Source organism: Micromonospora sp. WMMA1923 (assembly GCF_049179195.1).
GTDB lineage: Bacteria > Actinomycetota > Actinomycetes > Mycobacteriales > Micromonosporaceae > Micromonospora > Micromonospora yangpuensis.
Window position 1 is genome coordinate 3,007,714 of sequence record NZ_JBMHLZ010000001.1, and the last position, 15,270, is coordinate 3,022,983.

General features: G+C 70.7%; 15 protein-coding genes. 8 read left to right on the forward strand and 7 right to left on the reverse strand.

The window, feature by feature from the left end:
- Positions 1-5: 5 nt before the first annotated feature.
- Positions 6-989: an ABC transporter substrate-binding protein gene (locus ACN28G_RS13570; protein ID WP_091439589.1), complete on the reverse strand. Its 984-nt coding sequence runs from the start codon at positions 987-989 to the stop codon at positions 6-8.
- Between the two features lie 35 nt (positions 990-1,024).
- Entirely contained in the window at positions 1,025-1,858 is an 834-nt protein-coding gene (locus ACN28G_RS13575) for an ABC transporter ATP-binding protein (protein WP_091439593.1), read from the reverse strand.
- A gap of 146 nt (positions 1,859-2,004) precedes the next feature.
- Between ACN28G_RS13575 and sepF the strand changes: the two genes are divergently transcribed.
- The 5 genes from sepF to ACN28G_RS13600 all read left to right on the forward strand — a co-directional run bounded on the left by sepF (position 2,005) and on the right by ACN28G_RS13600 (position 5,855).
- Positions 2,005-2,262, forward strand: a complete 258-nt coding sequence (sepF, locus tag ACN28G_RS13580; RefSeq protein WP_091439596.1) for a cell division protein SepF — start codon at positions 2,005-2,007, stop codon at positions 2,260-2,262.
- 418 nt (positions 2,263-2,680) lie between these two features.
- The gene (locus ACN28G_RS13585) at positions 2,681-3,187 is read left to right on the forward strand and encodes a hypothetical protein (RefSeq protein WP_091439599.1); all 507 of its coding nucleotides are present in this window, start codon (positions 2,681-2,683) and stop codon (positions 3,185-3,187) included.
- Positions 3,188-3,199: 12 nt separating this feature from the next.
- A complete protein-coding gene (locus tag ACN28G_RS13590) occupies positions 3,200-3,772 on the forward strand; it encodes a hypothetical protein (protein ID WP_229688570.1) in 573 nt (190 codons plus the stop codon).
- 5 nt (positions 3,773-3,777) lie between these two features.
- Positions 3,778-5,001, forward strand: coding sequence for an MAB_1171c family putative transporter (locus ACN28G_RS13595; RefSeq protein WP_421480902.1), 1,224 nt, complete (start codon positions 3,778-3,780; stop codon positions 4,999-5,001).
- On the forward strand, positions 4,998-5,855 hold the full coding sequence (locus ACN28G_RS13600) for an oxygenase MpaB family protein (protein WP_421479269.1): 858 nt from the start codon (positions 4,998-5,000) through the stop codon (positions 5,853-5,855). The genes ACN28G_RS13595 and ACN28G_RS13600 overlap by 4 nt, the downstream gene beginning before the upstream one ends.
- A 21-nt stretch (positions 5,856-5,876) precedes the next feature.
- Here the strand turns inward: ACN28G_RS13600 and abc-f are convergent, their stop codons facing one another.
- On the reverse strand, positions 5,877-7,514 hold the full coding sequence (gene abc-f / locus ACN28G_RS13605) for a ribosomal protection-like ABC-F family protein (RefSeq protein WP_421479270.1): 1,638 nt from the start codon (positions 7,512-7,514) through the stop codon (positions 5,877-5,879).
- A gap of 360 nt (positions 7,515-7,874) precedes the next feature.
- On the opposite strand from abc-f, the gene ACN28G_RS13610 reads away from it, so the two are divergent.
- Positions 7,875-8,204 (forward strand): hypothetical protein, encoded by a 330-nt coding sequence (locus ACN28G_RS13610; protein WP_139135703.1) that lies wholly within the window; start codon positions 7,875-7,877, stop codon positions 8,202-8,204.
- A gap of 47 nt (positions 8,205-8,251) precedes the next feature.
- Here the strand turns inward: ACN28G_RS13610 and ACN28G_RS13615 are convergent, their stop codons facing one another.
- The 4 genes from ACN28G_RS13615 to ACN28G_RS13630 form a co-directional block, all read right to left on the reverse strand.
- Positions 8,252-9,238 carry a LacI family DNA-binding transcriptional regulator gene (locus ACN28G_RS13615; RefSeq protein WP_421480903.1) on the reverse strand — a complete coding sequence of 329 codons (987 nt, stop codon included), beginning with the start codon at positions 9,236-9,238 and terminating at the stop codon, positions 8,252-8,254.
- Between the two features lie 98 nt (positions 9,239-9,336).
- Positions 9,337-10,176, reverse strand: a complete 840-nt coding sequence (locus tag ACN28G_RS13620; protein ID WP_421479271.1) for a carbohydrate ABC transporter permease — start codon at positions 10,174-10,176, stop codon at positions 9,337-9,339.
- The gene (locus ACN28G_RS13625) at positions 10,173-11,162 is read right to left on the reverse strand and encodes a carbohydrate ABC transporter permease (protein WP_421479272.1); all 990 of its coding nucleotides are present in this window, start codon (positions 11,160-11,162) and stop codon (positions 10,173-10,175) included. Before ACN28G_RS13625 ends, ACN28G_RS13620 begins: the two co-directional genes overlap by 4 nt.
- A 55-nt stretch (positions 11,163-11,217) precedes the next feature.
- Positions 11,218-12,513: an extracellular solute-binding protein gene (locus ACN28G_RS13630; RefSeq protein ID WP_091446613.1), complete on the reverse strand. Its 1,296-nt coding sequence runs from the start codon at positions 12,511-12,513 to the stop codon at positions 11,218-11,220.
- A gap of 256 nt (positions 12,514-12,769) precedes the next feature.
- Between ACN28G_RS13630 and ACN28G_RS13635 the strand changes: the two genes are divergently transcribed.
- The gene (locus ACN28G_RS13635; protein WP_217628836.1) at positions 12,770-14,395 is read left to right on the forward strand and encodes a glycoside hydrolase family 43 protein; all 1,626 of its coding nucleotides are present in this window, start codon (positions 12,770-12,772) and stop codon (positions 14,393-14,395) included.
- A gap of 200 nt (positions 14,396-14,595) precedes the next feature.
- Positions 14,596-15,249: a hypothetical protein gene (locus ACN28G_RS13640; protein ID WP_091439624.1), complete on the forward strand. Its 654-nt coding sequence runs from the start codon at positions 14,596-14,598 to the stop codon at positions 15,247-15,249.
- The last annotated feature ends 21 nt before the right edge of the window (positions 15,250-15,270 follow it).

The window sequence follows — 15,270 nt, forward strand, 5'->3', positions numbered from 1 at the left end:
CTGGTTCACACCGTGTAGACCTTGACGAGCTCGTCAAGGTACTGCTTGCCGGAGAGCGGGCCACCGAAGGTCCAGATGCCGTCGGGCATCCGGTGCAGGTTGCCCTGCTTGACGAAGGCGAAGGAGGTCCAGATGGCGTTGCTGTTCAGGCCGTCGGCGAAGACGTCCCCGCCGTCGGAGGCGTTGTAGAAGAAGTGCAGGTCCTGGTCCTTGAGGTTGGTCAGCCCCTCGACGTCGGTCTGCCCGAGCCCCCACGCCTTGTCGACCTCACCGGTCCAGGCGTTCTTCAGGCCGAGCTGCAGCCCGATCTGGGAGACCAGCGCACCCTGACCGAACATCCGGATGGAGATGGTGCTGCCTTCCTTCCAGCCGTCGGCGATGGCGAAGGACTTTCCGGCGGCGCCGGCGTCGGCGATCTTCTTCTTGCCGTCGGCGATCGCCGCGTCGAAGTCGGTGAGCAGCTTCTCCGCCTCCGCCGTCTTGCCGACGGCGGTGGCGATCATGTTCAGGTCGGAGCGCATCCGGCCCAGGTTGTCGGTGGCGTCGCTGCCCTTGGTGACCACCACCGGCACGTACTTCTCCAGCTGGTCGATGAGGGTGGCGCCCCGGTCGGAGCCCAGCACCACCAGGTCAGGCTCCAGGGCGACGATCGAGTCGACGCTCGGCTCGGCCCGGGTGCCGACGTCCTTGACGCTGGCGTCGAGCTTGGCGGCGGTCACCCAGGTGGCGTACCCCTTGGGGTCGGCGACACCGACGGGCATCACGCCCAGGCTGACCAGCATCTCGGCCTCGCCCCACTCCAGGCCGACGACCTTGGTCGCCGGGGCGTCCAGGGTGACGGCCTTGCCCCGGCTGTCGGTGACGGTGACCGGACCGCCGGCGGCGGCGCTGGTCGGCGTCTCGGCCGGGGCGTTCTCGGTGGTGCCGCAGGCGCTGACCAGCAGTGCGGTCAGGGCGGCGACCAGGACGGTGGCACGGGTACGGTTCATCACTGTCTTTCTGCTTCTGCGTGGGATGGGGGTGTTCAGGCGGGGAGACGGACGCTGTGCCGCCCCACCGGTCGGGTCGACAGCAGTCCGGTCGACGGGTCGATGCTCACCTCGATGCGGATGCCGTACGTCTCGGTGAGGGCGGCCTCGGTGAAGACCTCGGCGGGGGTGCCGGTGGCCCGGACCCGCCCGCCGTGCAGCAGCACCACCTCGTCAGCCACGGCGGCGGCCTGGTTGAGGTCGTGCAGGACGACCCCGACGGCGACGGCGTGCTCGTCGGCCAGGTCACGCATCAGGTCGAGGATCTCCACCTGGTAGCGCAGGTCCAGGAAGGTGGTGGGCTCGTCGAGCAGCAGTACCGGGGTGTCCTGGGCCAGGCAGGTCGCCAGCCACACCCGCTGCAGCTCGCCGCCGGAGAGTTCGTCGACCGGCCGGTCGGCCATCGCGGTCACGCCGGTGACCGTCATCGCCCGGGCGACCATGGCGGGGCCGTCGGGGTCGGCGGCCCGCCACCGGCCCCGGTACGGATGCCGGCCGTAGCCGACCACGTCCCGGACGGTGATCCCGCTGGGCACGGGGCGGCTCTGCGCCAGCAGGGTGACCCGGCGGGCGAACTCCCGGGCCGGCAGCTCGCCGGCGGCGGTGCCGTCGCCGAGCAGCACCTCACCACCGGCCACCGGGTGCAGCCGGGCCAGCGCCCGCAGCAGGGTCGACTTGCCGCTGCCGTTCGGGCCGACCAGGGCCGTCACCGCGCTGGGGCGTAGCCTGATCGCGGCATCGTGGACCACGACGGTGCCGTGGTACCCCAGCCGCAGATCCACCCCGCGCAGGCCCACGGCAGGGTCGATCGGCTCTTCACCGTTGGACATGCGGTTAGGCTAGCCTAACCTTGCCGCCGGGTGTCAAGAAGGGGTCGACACCCCGGACGAACCCGCTCACGAGGCCCTCGGCCGGATCTCTGTGGGAAGCTGGAGCCGGCCTGCAGGCTGGCGCGACGCGGAGGGAGACGGGCCGGATGATCAAGACGCTGCGTCCCAGGGACTACGACGAGGCGATCTACATCGGCCACTACTTCTGCGAGGGCTTCACGGTGGTCATGGACCTGACCGGGTTGACCAGCGAGCAGGCCCGCTCCTTCGTCGACTTCGCCTCCGGCCTGGTGATCGGCCGCGACGGCGGGATGGAGCGGGTGGCACCCCGGGTCTTCGTGCTGCGACAGCCAGCCGGCCGGCCGGTGTCCGTCGTCAACCCACCCGCGACCACTCCGGCCTGACCCCCGCCACGCAGCGCCTGCGCGCCCCGGCCAGCGGACACCCAGCCTGGCCGGACGGCCGGACGGCCACGATGGACGGTCCCGTGACCCATCGTGGCCGCGCCGCGGCCGCCCCCGCCGACGTGCGGCGCGGGTCGACCGAGGGCGGGCACAGCTTCGCCGGACCTGCCGGAATGGATCCACCCCCGCTCCGACAGAACCGGCGACGCCGCCCGACCCGTCCCCCCGGGCGGGCCGGTCGTCGAACTGTTCGACTCCCCCCACTCGCGCAACAGGCGTTGAGCAAAAACCCGAACCGCTCAACGCTTGTTGCTCAAGTACGGCGAGCATACGCTCACGTTCGGTAGAGATGTCAACACCTGTTTATCCGGCAGCGGTACCTGCGACACTGTTGTTCACGCCGGGGAGGGACACAGTCATGGCCGAAGAACCACCCGAGGAACCACGCCTGCCCTCACTCGACACCCTCGCGGCCCGCCTGGAGTACCTCTTCACCACGATCCGGCCCACCGCCGAGGAGATCGGCGAATCCGAGGACCCGCTGCGCAGCTACACCAACCGGGAGATCGCCGACAAGATCAACCTTGCCGCCACCGACACCGGCGTCACGATCAGCGCGGCGTACGTCGGCGAGTTGCGCCGCGGCGTTGCCCAGGATCCCCGGATGTCCCACATCCGGGCGCTGGCCCGGGCCTTCGGGGTCAGCTCGGGATACTTCGTCGACGACGCGGCGGCCCGGCGGGTCGAGGAACAGATCACCCTGCTGGCCGAGCTACGCCGGATGGACGTCAAGCAGGTGGCCCTCCGCCAGGTGCTCACCGACGCGGGCCTCTCCCCCACCGACACCCAACTGGTGGAGCAGATGGTCGCCCGGTTGCGGGCGGTGGCCGCCGAGGTTGACCCCGACGAGCACCATCGGCTGTGACAGCGGGGCGTGGTGTTGGTCCTCCGATGGCACCGTGCCGACGAGCGGGAGTGGGCAGAGGTGAAGCTGCACCGGCTACGAAAGCACTGTGAGCGGGTCCTGGCCGACCTCGGGGTGCCCGAACCGTTCGACATCCACCAACTCTGTCGCCTACTGGGCGAACGCCGGGGTCGCCCGCTGCGGCTGGTGCCGATCAGCCTGCCGGTGCACACCGTCTGCGGCATGTGGGTGCCCACCGGCGGCTTCGACGCCATCTTCTACGAGCAGGACACCTCACCGCTGCACCAGTTGCTGATCATCGGCCACGAACTGGGGCACCTGCTCGCCGGGCACCGCGCCTCGGCGGTGCTCGACCCGGCCGCGTCCCGACTGCTCCTGCCCGACCTCGACCCGCAACTGGTACGCCGGTTCCTCGGCCGCAGCAACTACGACGCCGACGAGGAACGGGAGGCCGAGATGATCGGGTCGCTCCTGCTGCGCCGGGCCCGCGACGACCGCGGCGTACGCCCCGACGCACCGTTGGACGCCGACCAGAGCGAACTCTACGGCCGGCTCCGGCACTCCCTGGAACATCCGGACCGGTGACGGCGGTGGCCGTCGTCCTCTACACCCTCTGCGCCGCCACCGGCTGGCTCGCGTTCGGGTACCTGCTGCGGCTGCAACGACGCCGCCCCAGTCAGGCCCGCCGGGCGATCTGCGTCGCCTTCGGCGCCTTCGCCGCCGGCATCACCCTCGCCGTCCCTCCGGTGGCCACCGTGCTCGACCAGGGCTCGGGCCTACCCAACCTGGCCAAGGTGATCTCGCACGGCTGCGCGCTGACCATCGCGGCCAGCGCCGAGACCATGCTGCTGCACCTCGCCCTGCCCCCGGCCACGGCCGCCACCCGCAGCCGGTGGTGGATCCGGATCACCGGCGTCACCTTCGCCGTGATGGTCGCCCTCTTCGCCTGGACGCTGCGCTACCCCACCCCGGTACGGTTGACCGTGGAGTACGCCACCGACCCGGTGGTCACCGCCTATCTGCTGATCTTCATGGCGATGGGCTTCCTCGCGTACTGCTTCGACATCACCCGGCTCTGCTGGCGCTTCGCCCGGATCTGCGGACGTCCCTGGCTGCGACGAGGGTTGCGGGTCACCGCCGTCGGCGCGGTCTTCGCCCTGCTCTACAGCATCAACAAGATCTGCTACCTGGTCGCCTACCGCTCCGGTGCCCGCCCCGGCGGCGAGGAGGAGATCGCGGCGGTACTGGTCACCGCCGCCGCCCTGCTCATGATCACCGGCCTGACCATGCCCGCCTGGGGTCCCCTGCTCACGCTCACCCGCCGCTGTGCCGACCTGCGCGCGTACCGTCGGCTCGGTCCACTCTGGCACGACCTGGTCCGCGCCCTGCCCGGCATCGAACTCGACGACAGCCTGCGGCGACCGTTCACCGCGCTGCGCGACATCGACTACGCGCTCACCCGTCGGGTGGCCGAGATCCGCGACGGCCGGCTGGCACTGCGCCCGTACCTGGCGGTCGCCGTCGGCCGGACCGCCGAACGCCTCGCCGACGCCGCGGGCCTGACCGGCGCGGACCGGCGGGCCGCCGTCGAGGCCGCCCAGCTGGCCTGCGCGCTGCACGCCCACCGGGCCGGAACCCTGGCCGCCGAGCCGCAACCCGCCGACGACCTGCACCGGCCGGCCGGTGGATACGCTGGCGAGGTCGCGTGGCTGGGACAGGTCACCGACGCGTACGCCCGATCGTCGGTGGTGGCCCGGACGCTCGACGCGGTCCGCGGCGCCCCGCAGCATCCGGTGGGAGACAGCAGGCGTTGAGAGACCGTTACGCGAACCTGGCCCGCATCCGCACCCTCGATCCCGAACGCGACCATCTGGAGATCTACCAGATTATGCTGCGGCGGGAGTTCTGCTGGGACCTCAAGCTCGGGCTGAACCTCGCCTTCAACCGTTCCTTCTCCATCCCCCGGATCGCCGCCGTACACACCGGCACCGGCGAGCTGACCGAACGCACCCAGCGGCGCATCGACGACACCGGCCTGCTGATGTACGAGATGGTGCTCAACGGCTTCGACCAGCCGCGTGGCCGCGAGGCGTTGCGCCGGATCAACCAGATCCACCGCCGGTACGACATCGACGCCGACGACTACCGGTACGTGCTGGCCTGCCTGGTGGTCGTCCCGATCCGCTGGCTGGAGCGCTACGGTTGGCGCCGCCCCTGCTGTCACGAGCGCCAGGCCACCCACGCCTTCTACCGGGAGCTGGGCCGACGGATGGGCGTCACCGACGTCCCCGCCAGCTACGCGGAGTTCGCCGCCTGGTTCGACGCCTACGACGCCGCGCACCTGCACCCCAACGACGACGCGGCGACCATCGAACGGGCCACCCGGATGCTGATGCTGACCCGGCTCCCCAGGCTCCTCGCGCCACTGGGAAATTCCCTGGTCAGCGCCATGTACGACGCACCGCTGCGACGGGCCACCCTCCTCGCGCCGCCCGGCTGGCCGATCCGGGCCGGAGTGCACCTGACCCTGCGCGGCCGGGCCCGACTGCAACGCTGGTTCGGCCGGCCCCGCCGCACACCGCTGTTCGCCGACGGCATCCGCACCCGCACCTACCCCGACGGGTACGACATCAGCCGCCTCGGACCGCCCCCGCCCCCGGCCGGCTGACCGGGAGCGGGGTCTGGTCGATCAGCGTGGTTCCGGAGCGGGAACCTCCCGAAGGTCACCGGCGTCCAGCCGAAGCCAGCGCTGCACGCCGATGTCGGCCAGGAACCGTTCGTCGTGGCTGACCACCACGAACGCGCCCCGGTACGCCGCCAGCGCCCCCTCCAGCTGGGCCACACTGGTCAGGTCCAGGTTGTTGGTGGGCTCGTCCAACAGAAGCAGGTGCGGTGCCGGCTGGGCGTAGAGCACACAGGCCAGGGTCGCCCGCAACCGTTCACCGCCGGAGAGCACCCCCACCGGCAGTTGGGCACGGGCGCCCCGGAACATGAACCGGGCGAGCAGGTTCATCCGCTCGGCCGGCGGCCGGTCGGGGGCGTAGTCGGCCAGGTTCTGCGCGACCGTCCGCTCAGGATCGAGCAGGTCCAGCCGCTGCGACAGGTACGCGACCCGACCGTCCCCGCGCCGCACCGACCCGCCCTCGCTGGCCAGGTCGCCGTGCAACAGACGCAGCAGGGTGGACTTGCCCACCCCGTTGGGTCCGGTCAGCGCGATCCGTTCCGGGCCCCGAACCATCAGGTCGACGCCGTCGTCGGCGAACAGGGCCCGCCCGCCGTGGCGTACCTGCAGGTGTTCGGCGGCGACCACGGTCCGGCCGGCGGGTACCTGGGTGTCCGGCAGGTCCAGGGTCAGCGTCTGGTCCTCCCGCAACGCCCGGCTGGCCTCGTCCAGGCGGGCCTGCGCGCCGGTGACCCGGCTGGCGTGTGCCTGCTGGGCCCGCCCGGCGGACTCCTGCGCGCTGCGCTTGAGGCCACCGGCGACGATGCGGGGCAGGCCGGCGTTGCCGAGGTTGCGGGCGGCGGTCCCGGCCCGCCGGTCGGCTCGTTCGCGGGCCTGTTGCAGCTCCCGCTTCTCCCGCTTGACCTCCTGCTCGGCGCTGCGCACCGTCCGCTCGGCCGCCTCCCGGGCCAGCTGCGTGGCCTCCTGGTACGCGGTGAAGTTGCCGCCGAACAGCCGCAGCTCGCCCCGGTCCAGCTCGGCGACGCGGTCCATCCGGTCCAGCAGCGCCCGGTCGTGGCTGACCAGCAGCAGACACCCGGACCAGTCCGCCAACACCGCGTACAGGCGCTGCCGGGCGTCGATGTCGAGGTTGTTGGTGGGCTCGTCCAGCAACAGCACGTCCGGGTGTGCCAGCAGTTGCGCCGCCAGCCCGAGGGAGACCACCTGACCACCGCTGAGGGTGTGCAGGCGCCGGTCCAGGTCCACCGCGCCGAGGCCGAGCCGGTCGAGGGCGGCGTGGCTGCGTTCGGCCACGTTCCAGTCGTCGCCGATCGCCGTGAAGTGCTCCTCCGCCGCGTCGCCCGCCTCGATGGCGCGCAGGGCCGCGAGGGTGGCGTCGACGCCGAGCACCCGGGCGACCGTCAACTCGCCGGCCAGCGGCAGGTCCTGCGGCAGATAGCCGAGGTGACCCTCGACCGTCACGGAGCCGGTGGTCGGGGTGAGTTCACCGGCGATCAGCCGCAGCAGGGTCGTCTTCCCGGCACCATTCGGCGCGACCAGGGCGGTCCGGCCGGGTGGCACGGTGAAGGAGAGTTCCTGGAACACCGGAGTGTCATCCGGCCAGGAGAAGGAGAGGTTGGTGACGACGACACAGGATTCAGGCATCGGGGAACACCCTCGGGACGAGAGCCGGGGATGCGACCGGCATCCCCGGTCAGGCAGACAGGTCGACGGCAGGAACCGGCCGTACCGGCACTGGCCGGTACGGCTGCGGTGAGGTCACTCACCCGCCGATGTCGTCGTCCCCCGTCACCATGCTCTGTCTCCTCGCTGGGCGTCCGGTCCGCTCGCGCGGACCGGATCACGGTCGGTGCGCCGGGTCGGTCACGGGCACCGCACGGCGACCAGCTTAGTACGGCGAAGGCGGCCCGGCGACCGCATTGTCGGCCGGGTCGGAGGCTGTATCAGGCCGGCCGGTGTCCGCACGCCCCGACCGCGGGCTCCGATGCGATAGCGTGTGGCCGCATGGGAGCCGTGGAAGTGACCCTGGCCGTGATGGTGGCCGTGGGCAACCTCGCCATCGCCGCCGTGCTGCTCGTCAGGAGCCGCGGTGGCGCGGTGCCCCGGCTGTTCGGTCGCCCGCAACCCCTGCCGCGCCTGCGGGCCGTGATGCACGTCTGCCTCGGTCTGGGGCTGGGCGTCGGCTGGCTCGTGCAGGACGTCTTCCCGGCCCACTCCACCGGCGACACGGTGCTGTCCAGCCTGACGAGGTTCCTGCTGGTGGCCGGCATGATGACCGCCCTGCTGGTCGCCTTGCGGCATCCGCGCCCCGTCCCCGACGAGGCCACCCGCTAGCCACCCGGCACGACCCTCGGACCGGGAGGTGACCGTGGACGGCGACGTCAGGGCTGCTTGGGTGGGGCGGCGCTGTCGCGGATGACGAGTTCGGTGGCGAGTTCCACCCGTGGGCTCTCGATCTTCTCGCCGTTGGCCAGGCGCAGCACGGTACGGGCAGCCAGCATGCCCATCTCGGCAAGTGGCTGGCGGATCGTGGTCAGTGGCGGCGAGCACCACCGTACCTCCGGCAGGTCGTCGAAGCCGACCACGCTGATGTCGTCGGGCACCCGCAGCCCGCGTTTGCGCACCGCCTCGTAGACGCCGAGCGCCATCTGGTCGCTGGCGGCGAAGATGGCGGTGGGCGGGTCGGACAGCCCCAGCAGTTGGGTGCCGGCGGCGTACCCGGACTCGTGGTAGAAGTTGCCGGGGCGGATCAGGGCGTCGTCGACGGCGATGCCGGCGGCGTTGAGGGCGGCCCGGTAACCGTCCATCCGGGCCCGGCTGCACATCAGCTGCGGTGGGCCGGCGATGAAGCCGATCCGGCGGTGGCCGAGGCCGAGCAGGTACTGGCTGGCGCCCAGGCTGCCGGCCCAGTTGGTGGCGCCGATGGTCGGGTTCTCCTGCAGGCTCACCCCGGCGGGGTCGACCATCACCACGGGCAGGTTGAGCCGGTGCAGTTCGGCCTGCAGCGGGGGTGCCACCATCGAGGTCACGAAGATGACCCCCTCGGTGGACCGGTTGCGCATGTTGTCCAGCCACTGCTTGGCCGATGAGGTACGCCGGTGGATGGCCGAGACGACGGTGCCGGTGCCGCTGGCGTGCGCGACGTCCTCCACCCCCCGGATGATCTCCACCGCCCACGGGCTGTCCAGGTCGTTGAAGACCAGGTCGATCAGGGCCGAGCTGGGCCGTCGGCCCGGCGAGCGGCGGCGGTACCCGTGCGTGGTCAGCAGGTCCTCGACGCGCTCCCGGGTCCCGGGAGCGACGTCGGAGCGACCGTTGATCACCCGGGAGACCGTGGGCACGGAAACGCCGGCCAGGCGCGCGATCATCGCGATGGTGACGTTTCGGTTGTTGTCGGAACCCACGGTCCGCCCTTTCTTTCTGGCTGGGGCCTACGGTCGCGCAAGGCTACCGGACCGGCGGTACGTCACCCCTTGACGCTGCCGGCCAGACCGCCGATGAGCTGGCGTTCCGCGACAGCGTAGAAGGCCAGCGCGGGCACCATGGACAGCACGACGTAGGCGAGCACCCGGGCGGTGTCGTCGGCGTACTGACCTTGAAACGCCTGGACCCCCAGCGGCAGGGTCCACCAGCTCTGGTCGGTGAACACGACCAGCGGGAGCATGAAGTTGTTCCAGCTGGCCACGATGGCCAGCACCGAGACGGTGGCCAGCGCGGGGCGGGCCATCGGCAGCAGGATCCGCCAGAAGAAGCCGAACGGTCCACAGCCGTCGAGAGTGGCCGCCTCCTCGACCTCGCCGGGGATGGTCCGGAAGAACTGGCGCAGGATGATGATGGTGATCGGCAGCCCGAAGGCCGCCTGGGGCAGGATCACCCCGAGCGGGTTGTCCAGCAGGCCGGCGCTGCGCAGCAGGACGAACAGCGGCAGGATGGCCACCGCGAACGGGAACATCAACCCGATGGCGAAGAGCGTGACCAGCAGTTCCCTGCCCCGGAAGGCGTAGCGGGCGAAGACGAAGGCCGCCATCGCCGCCGTGGCGACCACGATGAAGGTGCTGCTGACCGCGACCAGCAGGCTGTTGAAGAGGTTGCGGTAGAACACCTGCGAGGTGAGGATGTCGGTGTAGTTGCCGGGCGTCCAGGGATCGGGCAGCCCGAGCGGGTTGGTGGAGAGCTGCCCGTTGTCCTTGAACCCGCCGATCACCCCGAACCACACCGGTACGACGATGAGCGCACCGACCGCGACGCAGACCAGGTGCAGCACCAGGCGGCGGGTACGCGCTGAGGAGTTCGTCGTGCCGGTCATCGTGGGCCTCCCTGGGTGGTGAGCGCGCCCTCGGTGTCCCGGCGCAGCACGAGGCGCTGGTAGAAGAGGGCGAAGACGAGGCTCAGCAGGAACATGATGATGCTGATCGCGCTGGCGTAACCGACCTCGAAGCGGCGGAAGCCGTACTGGAACATGGTGACCGCCATGGTCTCGGAGGCGTGGATCGGTCCGCCGCCGGTGAGCACCCACACCATGTCGAAGAGTTGGATGGTGCCGATCACCGACAGGAACACCGCGATCCGGATGGTCGGGCCGAGCAGCGGCAGGGTGACGTGCCGGAAGGCCTGCCAGGCGCCGGCGCCGTCGGTGCGGGCGGCCTCGTTGAGTTCCCTGGGGATGCCCTGCCGGGCGGCCAGGAAGAGAATCATGTAGAGGCCGAAGTACTTCCAGCTCACCACCAGGAAGACCCCGAACAGGACGGTGTCCGGGTCGGCGAAGATCGCCCCGGCCTCGGCGCCCAGCAACCGGGAGATCGCGTCCCCCATGCCCCGGTTCGGGCTGAACACCAGGTTGAACAGGACCGCGGTGGTCACCTCGGAGAGCACGTACGGGGCGAAGAAGATCACCCGGTAGATCGCCCGGCCGCGCAGCGGCTGGTTGAGCAGCATGGCCAGGGCCATCGCGAAGGGCAGCTGGACCACCAGGGAGAGCACGATCAGGATGGCGCCGTGGACCAGGTCGCCGCGGAAGACCGGGTCGGCGAAGGCTCGGGTGTAGTTGTCCAGCCCGACGAAGTTCTCCGGCAGGCCGAAGCCGTTCCACTTGAACAGGCTGGCGTAGCTGGCCACCACGATCGGGGCGACGACCAGCAGCAGGAACAGCAGCAGGGCCGGGGCCAGGAACACCGCGAGGGTGAGGCGACGGCCCGCCCGGGGCCGGCCGCCGCGCGTGGCCGGGCCCGACGCCGCGGGTGCGGCTTCCGGGCCGCCGGGCCGCGGACCCGACATGGTCGAGGATGTGGTCATTCCTGCTCCACTCGGGTCGCGCGGCCGGCTGGGGGTCGGTGGTGGCTGGGCATCGCTACTGGCTCTTCGCCACCTGGGTGATGTCCTTGACGATCTGCGCGGGCGTCTTGGAGCCGGCGACCAGTTCGGCGACGCTGTCGTTGACCTGCTGGCCGACGGCCGGCGGGTACGCCTGGTCGAGGTAGAGCTGGAAGCCGGTGGCGCTGGCCAGGGTCTCCGCGACGGTCTTGTTGTTGGCGTCGGTGACGGCGTCGACGGCCTCCTTCACCGTCGGCAGCACCGCCCCGGTCTTGGCGGACGTGCGCTGGTTGTCCGCGGTGAGCAGGAACTTGAGGAAGTCGATGGTGGCGGCGGGGGCGTCCTTGCCGACGGCGAAGCCGTTGCCGCCGCCGAAGGCGTCGGTGGCGTTGCCCTTGCCGCCCTCGACGGTGGGGAAGGTGAAGAAGCCGAGCTTGTCGCCGATCCCCTTCTTGCTGGTGGAGCTGGACGCCTGCATCGACGGGGCCCACTGGCCCATGAGTTCCATGGCCGCGCCGCCGTTGCCCATGATGGCGGCCTGGCCGTCCGGTGAGCCGTACTCGGCACCGAGGAAGCCCGGCTGGAAGGGCTGCAGGTCGGCCAGCTCCTTGAGGCGTTCACCGGCGGCGACGAAGTCGGGGGTGTCGAAGTTGCCGTCCTTGGCGGCCTGCTGCAGCGCGCCCAGCCCACCGATGCGCATGGCCAGGTACGCCCAGTAGTTGTGCACCGGCCACTTGTCCTTGCCGGCCAGGGCGATCGGCACGGTCCCGGCCGCCTTGAGCTTGCGGACGGTGTCCAGGACGCCGGCCCAGGTGGTGGGCGTCTCGGTGATCCCGGCCTGCGAGAAAAGATCCTTGTTGTACCAGAAACCGACCATTCCGACGTCGAACGGGATGCCGTAGATCCTGCCGTCGATGGTGTACGGCTGCAGGGAGGCCGGCAGGAGACCGTCGACCCAGGGCTTCACGTCGTCGGTGAGGTCCTTGACCAGGCCCGCGTCCAGCTGCTGCTTGAGCACTCCCCCGCCCCAGGACTGGAAGAGGTCGGGCGGGGAGCCGGCCTGGGTGGCGGTGGTCAGCTTGGCCTTGAAGGCCTCGTTCTCCAGCGGCTGGATCTCGATGGTGACGTTGGAGTGGGCGCCCCTGTACTCCTCGGCCATGGCCGCCCACACCGGCAGCATCGGCTCGGTGTTCTGGATGTGCCACCAGTTGATGGTCTGCGGGGCGTCCGGGTCGTCGCTGGAGTCGTCACCGCTACAACCGCCGAGCAGGTACGCGCCAGCACCGGCGCCGACGAGGCCGAGCAAGGATCTACGGGAGAGAGGGGCGGTCATGATCATCCCTTCGGGAACTGACGGGTACGGGCACGCCGACGGGTCGACGGTTATTCGAAGTTCTGGCTCCGGAACTTTCGGTGTCTGTGCGGAATTACCGATCGATGGCCGGCACGCTACGACGTCGTTTCAGTCCGGGTCAAGGGGTCTGTCCTATGCCGACACAACCGGCTAACGTGGTCGGTACTTCCGAATCTGCCGGCCCATGAGGCCGGAAGTTTGCCGAGAGCCGAGAGCCTTCCGCAGAGGAGCCGACGTGTCGACCGAGACCGCTGACGTGGCGACCACTACCCGGTCGATCCGCAACCCCGTCCTCGCCGGGTTCCATCCGGACCCGTCGATCCTGCGGGTCGACGACGACTACTACCTGGCCACCTCCACCTTCGAGTGGTATCCGGGCGTCCGGGTGCACCACTCCCGCGACCTGGTGCACTGGCGTGCCCTGGGCGGGATCATCACCGAACGCCGCCTGCTCGACCTGCGCGGCTGCGGTGACTCCAACGGCGTCTGGGCCCCGGACCTGACCTGGCACGACGGGGAGTTCTTCCTCGTCTACAGCGACGTGGCCAGCTTCGCCAGCGGCTACTGGGACCCGCAGAACTTCCTGGTCACCGCCCGGGACATCGCCGGGCCCTGGTCGGATCCGGTACGGCTGCACGGGCGTGGTTTCGACGCCTCGTTCTTCCACGACGACGACGGCACCACCTGGGTGCTGAGCATGAGCGCCGACTGGCGGCCCGGCCGCGACCGCTTCGGCGGCATCGAGATCCAGCAGTACGACCGGGCCTCGCGCAGGCTGGTCGGCCGGCCCCGGCTGCTGTTCACCGGCACCCCGGTCGGGCTCACCGAGGGCCCCCACCTGTACCGCCACGAGGGGTGGTACTGGCTGGTCACCGCCGAGGGGGGCACCAGCTGGGAGCACCAGGTGACGGTGGCGCGTTCCCGCGAGCTGTTCGGGCCGTACGAGGTGGACCCGGACGGGCCGCTGTTGACCTCGGCGGGGCGCCCGGAACTGCGGTTGCAGAAGGCCGGACACGGCAGCCTGGTCCAGACCCCGCGCGGCGAGTGGTACCTCGCGCACCTGGTCGGACGCCCCTACACGCCGCTGGGCAACTGCGTGCTGGGCCGGGAGACCGCGATCCAGCGGGTCGAGTGGCCGGCCGGTGACTGGCCCCGCATCCCCGGTGGCGTGCCGGCCGACGAGGTCACCGCACCGGACCTGCCGGCACACCCGTGGCCGGCCGAGCCCGCCACCGACCACTTCGACGACCCGCGGTTGGCACCGAGCTGGTCGACGCTGCGCCGGCCGGCCAGCGAGGACTGGCTCGACCTGCGCAGCCGCCCGTCGTACCTGCGGATCCACGGTGGGCAGTCACCGGTGGGTCGGCGGACCCCCAGCCTGGTCGCCCGGCGGGTCGGCGCGACGCACTGCTCACTGGAGACCGTTGTCGAGTTCGACCCGGTCGACCACCGCCAGCTGGCCGGGATCACCGCCTACTACAACACCCTGAACTGGCATCACCTCTACCTGACCCGGGACGACGACGGCCGGGTGGTGCTCAACCTGCTCAGCTGCGACAGCGGGCGGCGCACCGCGTACCCGGAGATGTCCGTGGACACCGACCGGGCCGACCGGGTCGGTCTGCGGGCGACCTTCGACGGCCCGGTGGTGCGCTTCGACTACGACCTCGGTGCCGGCTGGCGGCAGGTGCCGGTGGAGTTGGACGCCACCATCCTCTCCGACGAGCACGCCGCGCTGGTCATCGACGGCGAGCCGGCGGCGTGGGGGTTCACCGGGGCGTTCCTCGGCCTGTGGGTGCAGGACCTCGGCGGCGACGGCGGCTACGCCGACTTCGACCTGGCCACCTACCAAGAGCACTGACCCCCCGCCCCCGCCCACCCCCGCCCACCCCGTTGATCATGAAGTTATTGCCGCGACACGCCGGTGTGCACGGTCATAACTTCATGATCAACGCGGGCCGATGAGAGGGGGCGTCTGTTCGGTAGTCGACAGTGCGGTGCCCGCAGCGGCTGTGGTGCCACATCCTGAGGGCCGGCATCACCAGTCGACAGGAGACGCGCGTGCTCTGGATCATCGAGACCAGCGAGCAGATCAGCCCCGAGTTCCAGGCTGACCTCGATCACTTCAAGGTCAACAAGGCGGTCGCCGACAAACTCGGTGACCAGGTGCTCAACTCGTCGATCAAGCAGATGCAGACCCCGCTCGCCGCGCCGCTGGCCGCCAGCGAGCCGGTGTTCGTGCTGGCCCACTCCGGCTACGACACCGACCCGCGCAACAACCAGCGCGCGCCCTGGATCGGCGGGCGCTGGCTGGACGAGCTGGTGAGCGACATGATCGCCAAGTTCACCCCCGCCGGGCTGAGCGGCCGGGTGCTGTGGTTCCTCGTCTGCCACACCGGACACGACGTCGCCAACCTGGCCGGCCGGCTGGCTACCGCCGGCGTCGACAACGTGACCCTGTACATGCCGAAGGACTTCATGTACATCAGCACCAAGGGCATCCCGCACATCCTGCCCAACCAGCAGAACGTCAAGAGCGCCAACCGGACCGTCGCCCAGGCCGGCTGTGACTACTACCGGCTGCCCTCCTCACTGCTCACCGGCCGGGGCTGGGCCGGCAGCTCCATCAGCGGCCAGGTGGTCACCCCGGTGTCGGCAAAGGCCGTCGAGGACGCCGTCATCGAACTCTTCGACCCGGACGAGGACGAGGCCTGACCTGGTCAGGACACGCGGCCA

What these genes read in the sequence shown, in the direction of transcription:
- ACN28G_RS13620 (WP_421479271.1), bottom strand. Translation starts at nt 10,176, where the DNA reads ATGACCGGCACGACGAACTCCTCAGCGCGTACCCGCCGCCTGGTGCTG.
- abc-f (WP_421479270.1), bottom strand. Translation starts at nt 7,514, where the DNA reads ATGCCTGAATCCTGTGTCGTCGTCACCAACCTCTCCTTCTCCTGGCCG.
- ACN28G_RS13615 (WP_421480903.1), bottom strand. Translation starts at nt 9,238, where the DNA reads ATGATCGCGCGCCTGGCCGGCGTTTCCGTGCCCACGGTCTCCCGGGTG.
- sepF (WP_091439596.1), top strand. Translation starts at nt 2,005, where the DNA reads ATGATCAAGACGCTGCGTCCCAGGGACTACGACGAGGCGATCTACATC.
- ACN28G_RS13630 (WP_091446613.1), bottom strand. Translation starts at nt 12,513, where the DNA reads ATGACCGCCCCTCTCTCCCGTAGATCCTTGCTCGGCCTCGTCGGCGCC.
- ACN28G_RS13610 (WP_139135703.1), top strand. Translation starts at nt 7,875, where the DNA reads ATGGGAGCCGTGGAAGTGACCCTGGCCGTGATGGTGGCCGTGGGCAAC.
- ACN28G_RS13570 (WP_091439589.1), bottom strand. Translation starts at nt 989, where the DNA reads ATGAACCGTACCCGTGCCACCGTCCTGGTCGCCGCCCTGACCGCACTG.
- ACN28G_RS13575 (WP_091439593.1), bottom strand. Translation starts at nt 1,858, where the DNA reads ATGTCCAACGGTGAAGAGCCGATCGACCCTGCCGTGGGCCTGCGCGGG.
- ACN28G_RS13625 (WP_421479272.1), bottom strand. Translation starts at nt 11,162, where the DNA reads ATGACCACATCCTCGACCATGTCGGGTCCGCGGCCCGGCGGCCCGGAA.
- ACN28G_RS13585 (WP_091439599.1), top strand. Translation starts at nt 2,681, where the DNA reads ATGGCCGAAGAACCACCCGAGGAACCACGCCTGCCCTCACTCGACACC.